The organism is Pseudomonas sp. MD195_PC81_125, assembly GCF_014060985.1.
Taxonomy (GTDB): Bacteria; Pseudomonadota; Gammaproteobacteria; order Pseudomonadales; family Pseudomonadaceae; genus Aquipseudomonas; species Aquipseudomonas parakoreensis.
Genome location: NZ_JABULD010000547.1, coordinates 1 through 6,577, shown reverse-complemented (window position 1 = coordinate 6,577; position 6,577 = coordinate 1). Strand labels below are relative to the sequence as shown.

Annotated in this window: 4 protein-coding genes and 1 pseudogene; 2 read left to right on the top strand and 3 right to left on the bottom strand. The window is 60.8% G+C overall.

Annotation, left to right across the window (positions count from 1 at the left end):
* Positions 1 to 30 precede the first annotated feature (30 nt).
* A pseudogene (locus tag HT737_RS21910) lies at positions 31 to 1,873 on the bottom strand (potassium transporter Kup).
* A gap of 349 nt (positions 1,874 to 2,222) precedes the next feature.
* On the opposite strand from HT737_RS21910, the gene rimO reads away from it, so the two are divergent.
* The gene (rimO, locus tag HT737_RS21905) at positions 2,223 to 3,560 is read left to right on the top strand and encodes a 30S ribosomal protein S12 methylthiotransferase RimO (protein WP_047292002.1); all 1,338 of its coding nucleotides are present in this window, start codon (positions 2,223 to 2,225) and stop codon (positions 3,558 to 3,560) included.
* Between the two features lie 200 nt (positions 3,561 to 3,760).
* Entirely contained in the window at positions 3,761 to 4,234 is a 474-nt protein-coding gene (locus tag HT737_RS21900; protein ID WP_047292000.1) for a GNAT family N-acetyltransferase, read from the top strand.
* Positions 4,235 to 4,295: 61 nt separating this feature from the next.
* Here the strand turns inward: HT737_RS21900 and HT737_RS21895 are convergent, their stop codons facing one another.
* Together HT737_RS21895 and HT737_RS21890 are read right to left on the bottom strand one after the other, a co-directional pair.
* On the bottom strand, positions 4,296 to 5,021 hold the full coding sequence (locus HT737_RS21895; protein ID WP_182403989.1) for an MBL fold metallo-hydrolase: 726 nt from the start codon (positions 5,019 to 5,021) through the stop codon (positions 4,296 to 4,298).
* 84 nt (positions 5,022 to 5,105) lie between these two features.
* Positions 5,106 to 6,443 (bottom strand): sodium:solute symporter, encoded by a 1,338-nt coding sequence (locus HT737_RS21890; protein WP_182403990.1) that lies wholly within the window; start codon positions 6,441 to 6,443, stop codon positions 5,106 to 5,108.
* Positions 6,444 to 6,577 lie beyond the last annotated feature (134 nt).

Genomic DNA, 6,577 nt, shown 5'->3' with positions numbered 1-6,577 from the left:
ACGAGGGGGGCTTTTTCAGTGGATGTAGAACTACATCTCCACCTGCGTCCCCAGTTCAATCACCCGGTTCAGCGGCAGATTAAAGAATCGCAGGTTGCCGTTGGCATTCTTCAACATGAACGCAAACAGCGCCTCGCGCCAGCGGGCCATGCCTTCGAGTTTCGAGGCGATCACCGTTTCGCGGCTGAGGAAGTAGGTGGTGCGCATCGGGCTGAAGTCCAGTTCCTCCAGGTGACACAGTTTCAGCGCCTGCGGCACGTCCGGCTCGTCGGTGAAGCCGAAGTGCAGGATCACCCGGAAGAAGCCTTCGCCGTGGGCCTCGACTTCGAAGCGTCGCGATGGCGGCACGCGCGGGATGTCTTCGTAGACCACGGTCAGCAGCACCACTTGCTCGTGCAGCACCTGGTTGTGCAGCAGGTTGTGCAACAAAGCGTGCGGAACGGCATCGGAACGGGCGGTGAGGAACACCGCAGTGCCCTGCACGCGGTGCGGCGGTTGCACGCGGATGCTGCTGATAAAGATCGGCAGCGGCAGCGCGCCTTCATCCAGGCGCTCGACCAGCAATTGCTTGCCGCGCTTCCAGGTGGTCATGAGCACAAACAGCGCAATACCGGCGATCACCGGGAACGCACCGCCCTGCACGATTTTCGGCACGTTGGCGGCGAAGTACAAACCGTCCACCAACAGGAAACCGATCAACACCGGCACCGCGAGAATCGGCGGCCATTTCCACAGCAGCAGCATGACGGCCGACACCAGAATGGTCGTCATCAGCATCGTGCCGGTCACCGCCACGCCGTACGCCGAAGCCAAGGCGCCAGAGGATTCAAAGCCAAGCACCAGAAGCACTACGCCGACCATCAGCGACCAGTTCACCGCGCCGATGTAGATCTGGCCTTGTTCATCGCTGGAAGTGTGCTGGATGTACATGCGCGGGATGTAACCGAGCTGGATCGCCTGACGGGTCAGGGAGAACGCACCGGAAATCACCGCTTGCGAAGCGATCACCGTGGCCAGCGTCGACAGCCCCACCAGCGGAATCAGCGCCCAGCTTGGCGCCAGCAGGTAAAACGGGTTACGTGCCGCTTCCGGGTTTTCCAGCAGCAAGGCGCCCTGACCGAAGTAGTTCAGCACCAGCGCCGGCAGCACCAGCAGGAACCACGCACGGGCAATTGGCTTGCGGCCGAAGTGGCCCATGTCGGCGTACAGCGCTTCAGCACCGGTCAGCGCCAGCACCACGGCGCCGAGGATCGCCACGCCCATGCCGGCGTGCACCATGAAAAAAACGCACCGCCCAGACCGGGTTCAGCGCATGCAGCACTTCCGGGTAATGGCTGATGCCGTACACGCCGAGGGCGCCGAGCACCAGGAACCAGGTGACCATGATCGGCCCGAACAGAATGCCGATCCGCGCCGTACCGTGGCTCTGGATCAGGAACAAGCCGACCAGCACCACCAGCGACAGCGGCACCACCCAGTGGTCGATGCCGTCGAACGCGAGGCCCAGGCCTTCGATCGCCGACAACACGGAAATCGCCGGGGTGATCATGCTGTCACCGTAAAACAGCGCCGCGCCGATCAGCCCGCACACCACCAGCAACGAACGCAACCGCTTGCGCTTGCCCGCCGCACGACGTGCCAGTGCGGTGAGCGCCATGATGCCGCCCTCGCCCTGGTTGTCGGCGCGCAGGACGAACATCATGTATTTGATTGAAACGACCCAGATCAGCGACCAGAAGATCAACGACAGAATGCCCAGCACTCCATCGTGATTGACGGGTACGCCGTATGCGCCGGAAAACACTTCTTTGAGGGTGTACAACGGGCTCGTGCCGATGTCGCCGTAAACCACCCCGACTGCCGCGACCAGCATGCTCAGCGGTTTTGCAGCCGAATGCTCGGCGCCCGCCGCCTGACTACTTGCCTGACCCATCCAACACTCCTGATTCTCAAACCGGCTTCTTTGAATGAAGCACTATGCTTTATGGTGCAGCATGCGCTGTTTTACCTGTTGTTACAGACGTTTTGTTGACTGTAAAAAATTGGTAAAGCTCAACGGCGCGAAGCATAGCGCAGCACTCGTCGTATTTCCCTGCATAAAGCTGGTCAAGTGCGTTGCTCATCGCTAGAATTGCGCACTTTTTGATCAGAGGCGCACCCTGAGCGCCCGTCCGTCGACTTTTCCACACGGCAAGCGACGTCACAAAACACCGAGGTTAGACATGTCCACCACTCCTGCGCCGGCCAATCCAAAGGTTGGCTTTGTATCTCTGGGTTGCCCGAAAGCACTGGTCGACTCCGAGCGCATCCTGACCCAGCTGCGCATGGAAGGCTATGACGTGGTGTCCACCTATCAGGACGCCGACGTGGTGGTGGTCAACACCTGCGGTTTCATCGACTCGGCCAAAGCTGAATCGCTGGAAGTGATCGGTGAAGCGATCAAGGAAAACGGCAAGGTCATCGTCACCGGTTGCATGGGCGTGGAAGAAGGCAACATCCGCGACGTACACCCGAGCGTGCTGGCCGTGACCGGTCCACAGCAGTACGAGCAAGTGGTCAACGCGGTGCACGAAGTGGTGCCACCGAAACAGGACCACAACCCGCTGATCGACCTGGTGCCGCCGCAAGGCATCAAGCTGACCCCGCGCCACTACGCGTACCTGAAGATTTCCGAAGGCTGCAACCACAGCTGCAGCTTCTGCATCATCCCGTCGATGCGCGGCAAACTGGTCAGCCGTCCGGTGGGTGATGTGCTCGACGAAGCCCAGCGCCTGGTCAAGTCCGGCGTCAAAGAGCTGTTGGTGATTTCGCAAGACACCAGCGCCTACGGTGTCGACGTGAAATACCGCACCGGTTTCTGGAACGGCGCGCCGGTGAAAACCCGCATGACCGAACTCTGCGAAGCGCTGAGCACCTTGGGCGTGTGGGTGCGTCTGCACTACGTTTACCCGTACCCGCACGTTGACGAGCTGATCCCGCTGATGGCCGCCGGCAAGATCCTGCCGTACCTGGACATCCCGTTCCAGCACGCCAGCCCGAAAGTCCTGAAGTCGATGAAACGCCCGGCGTTCGAAGACAAGACCCTGGCGCGGATCAAGAACTGGCGTGAAATCTGCCCGGACCTGATCATCCGCTCGACCTTCATCGTCGGCTTCCCGGGCGAAACCGAGGAAGATTTCCAGTACCTGCTCAACTGGCTGACCGAAGCCCAGCTCGACCGCGTCGGTTGCTTCCAGTACTCGCCAGTCGATGGCGCGCCGGCCAATGACCTGGACCTGGAAGTGGTCCCGGACGACGTCAAGCAAGATCGTTGGGAGCGGTTCATGGCGCACCAGCAGGCGATCAGCTCGGCACGCCTGCAAATGCGCATCGGCCGCGAGATCGAAGTGCTGGTGGACGAAGTCGACGAGCAAGGCGCCGTCGGCCGCTGCTTCTTCGATGCCCCGGAAATCGACGGCAACGTGTTCATCGACAACGGCAGCAACCTCAAGCCGGGCGACAAGGTCTGGTGCAAGGTGACTGACGCTGACGAATACGACCTGTGGGCTGAGCAGATCTAAACACCGCACACCCGTAGGCGCTGCCGAAGGCTGCGATCTTTTGATCTGAAAAGATCGCAGCCTCGTTTCACTCGACAGCTCCTACAGGGATTGCGCTGATATCAAAAGCCCCGCTCTTTTTACGAGATGCGGGGCTTTTTTACGGCTATTGTTTGCTGTGGGAAGGAATCCCGCTTATCCACTGGAAAGAGGCGAAGGGCATGCGTCAGCATTCGGTCATTCACACGCCGAAACTTAGCGACTATCAGGAACTGACCCGGGTCTGGGAGGCCTCGGTCCGCGCGACCCATGATTTTCTGCCGGACAGCTACATCGAATTGCTGCGTAATCTGGTGCTCACCCGTTACCTGGATGCGGTGATGCTGATCTGCACCAAGGATCATCAGCAGCGCATCACCGGATTCGCCGGGGTCGCGGCGGGCAAGATCGAGATGCTGTTCATCGATCCCGCGCATCGCGGTCAGGGGCTGGGCAAGCAGTTGCTGAATTACGCCATGCAACATCTGAATGCCGATGAACTGGACGTCAACGAACAGAACCCGCAGGCGCTGGGGTTTTACTTCAAACAGGGTTTTGAAGTGATCGGCCGCTCGGAAGTCGACGGCATGGGCCAGCCGTACCCGCTGCTGCATATGCGCCTGCGCCAGAGCCAGCAGCGCTCCAGCCATGCCTGACACACCACAATCCCACTGTAGGAGCTGCCGAAGGCTGCGATCTTTTGCTTTTGTGGTGAACTCAAGCGTGCCCGCGCAGCCATGCGTCAATCATCGAACGCAAATGCCCACCGGAAAAACTGCCGAAATGCCCGCCATGCACGGTGCGGATCGGCAGCGCCTGCAAGCGTCGCAGGCTGGCGGCGTAATCCTGCAGATTGGAGTGGTAGGCGTCTTCGATCAGCGGCCCGTCGTAGATGATGTCGCCGCTGAACAAGGTTTCGGTCGCCGCTTCATACAGGCTGATGCCGCCCGGCGAATGCCCCGGCGTGTGCAGCACCTGCAAGGTTCGATCGCCCAGATCCAGCACGTCGCCATCCTCGACAAACCCGGTGGCCGGCGCGGCCTTCACCCGGTATTCGGCGTAGCACAGCGGACAGTCCGGGTGCGCCTCGAACATGTCGTCGCCGACAAAGGCCCGGCTCAGGTCATTCTCGCCGTCCGGCGCGGCGAGGATGTCGGCCTCGGCGCGATGCACCAGGCGTTCGGCGAATTCGTGATGCCCGGCGATGTGGTCGAAGTGGCAGTGGCTGGCGACGGCCACCAGCGGCCGCTCGGTAATCCACGGCAACTGCTCGCGCAGGCTGACCAGTCCTGAACCGCTGTCGAGCAGCAGATCCTTGTCGCGGCCCTGGATGTGCCAGAGGTTGCAGCGATAGAACGGGCGGATGTACGGCTCGTGGATTAACCGAATGCCATCGCTCAGATTCTGAACTTCAAACCATTGATCGCGAGAAACAATCTTCATCAATCATTTTCTCCAGACGAAAAAAACGGGTGTGGCAACCGACGCCACACCCGTCGAAGAAAGCATCAAGTCGTTACGTAAAGCTTAGATCGCGCTCGCCACCGTCGCCGGGCGAGGGGAGACCAGGCTGACCACCACAAAACTCACCAGGCCCACAGCCAGGCTGTAGTAGATCGGCGTGTTCGCATCCAGACCGTCCTTGAACATGAACAGCAGCGCGGTGGCGAACCCCAGGCCCATGCTGGCGATGGCGCCGGCGGTGGTCGCGCGTTTCCAGAAGATCGCGCCGATCAGCGGAATCAGCATGCCGCCGACCAGCAGGTTATAGGCCAGGGTCAGGGCGCTGATCACGTCATTCACCACCAGTGCGATACCCAGCACCACTACACCGGTGAGCAGGGTGAACAGGCGGTTGACGCCTAAGCTCGACTGTTTGCCGCCGCGCAGTTTCGGCAGCAGGTCTTCGGTCAGGGTGGTGGCCGCGGCGAGCAGGCCGGCGCTGGCGGTGGACATCATCGCCGCCAGAGCAGCAGCGATCACCAGACCACGGATGCCGTCCGGCAGCGACAGTTTGACGATGGCGGCGAAGGCGTTGTTGACGTTGTCCAGATCCGGGATCAGCACGTGCGCAGCCATGCCGATCAGCGCGCAGGCCAGCCCGTAGAGGATGCAATAGATACCGGCGATGCTGCCGGCGTACTGCGCGACTTTGGCGGTCTTGACGGTGAACACCCGTTGCCAGATGTCCTGACCGATCAGGATGCCGAAGAAGTAGATCATGAAGTAGGTGATGATCGTGTCCCAGCCGATGGTGGTGAAGTTGAACGCCGCTGCCGGCAGCTTCAGCACCAGTTCGTCCCAGCCGCCGACGCGGTACAGGCAGATCGGCAACAGGATGAACATCAGGCCCACGGTCTTGATGATGAACTGCACGATGTCGGTGAGGGTCAGCGACCACATGCCGCCGATGGCTGAGTAGATCACCACCACGCCACCGCCGAGCAATACCGATATCCAGAACGGCAGGCCGAACAGCACTTGCAGCACGGTGCCGATCGCCAGGATCGAGGTCACGCCGATCATCAGTGCGTAGGCCAGCATGATCGCCGCGCTCGCCGAGCGGGCCATCGGGTTGTAGCGTTTTTCCAGCACTTGGGTAACGGTGTAGATCTTCAGTTTCAACAGCGGTTTGGCGAGGAACAGGTTCAGCGCGACGATGCCGCAACCCAGTGCCGCGCACAGCCAGAAGCCGGAAATGCCATGCACATAGCCCAGACGCACGGTGCCGACGGTGGACGCGCCACCGAGCACGGTCGCGGCCATGGTGCCCATGTACAGGCTCGGGCCCAGGTTACGCCCGGCAACGAGAAAGTCCTCGTTGGTCTTGGCCTTGCGCATGCCGTAGTAGCCGAGCAACAGCATGCCGGCGGCGTAGATGAGGACGACGAATAAATCCAAAGCATGATGGCGTGTCTCCGATTGTCTTTTTTATGTGGAACGCTGAATCGAATGCCTCTCTGTGGCGGAGGGAGCTTGCTCCCGCTGGGCTGCGGAAG

Bases quoted from the DNA above. Each gene is read 5' to 3' on its own strand.
- rimO (WP_047292002.1), top strand. From the start codon at position 2,223: ATGTCCACCACTCCTGCGCCGGCCAATCCAAAGGTTGGCTTTGTATCT.
- HT737_RS21895 (WP_182403989.1), bottom strand. From the start codon at position 5,021: ATGAAGATTGTTTCTCGCGATCAATGGTTTGAAGTTCAGAATCTGAGC.
- HT737_RS21900 (WP_047292000.1), top strand. From the start codon at position 3,761: ATGCGTCAGCATTCGGTCATTCACACGCCGAAACTTAGCGACTATCAG.
- HT737_RS21890 (WP_182403990.1), bottom strand. From the start codon at position 6,443: ATGCTGTTGCTCGGCTACTACGGCATGCGCAAGGCCAAGACCAACGAG.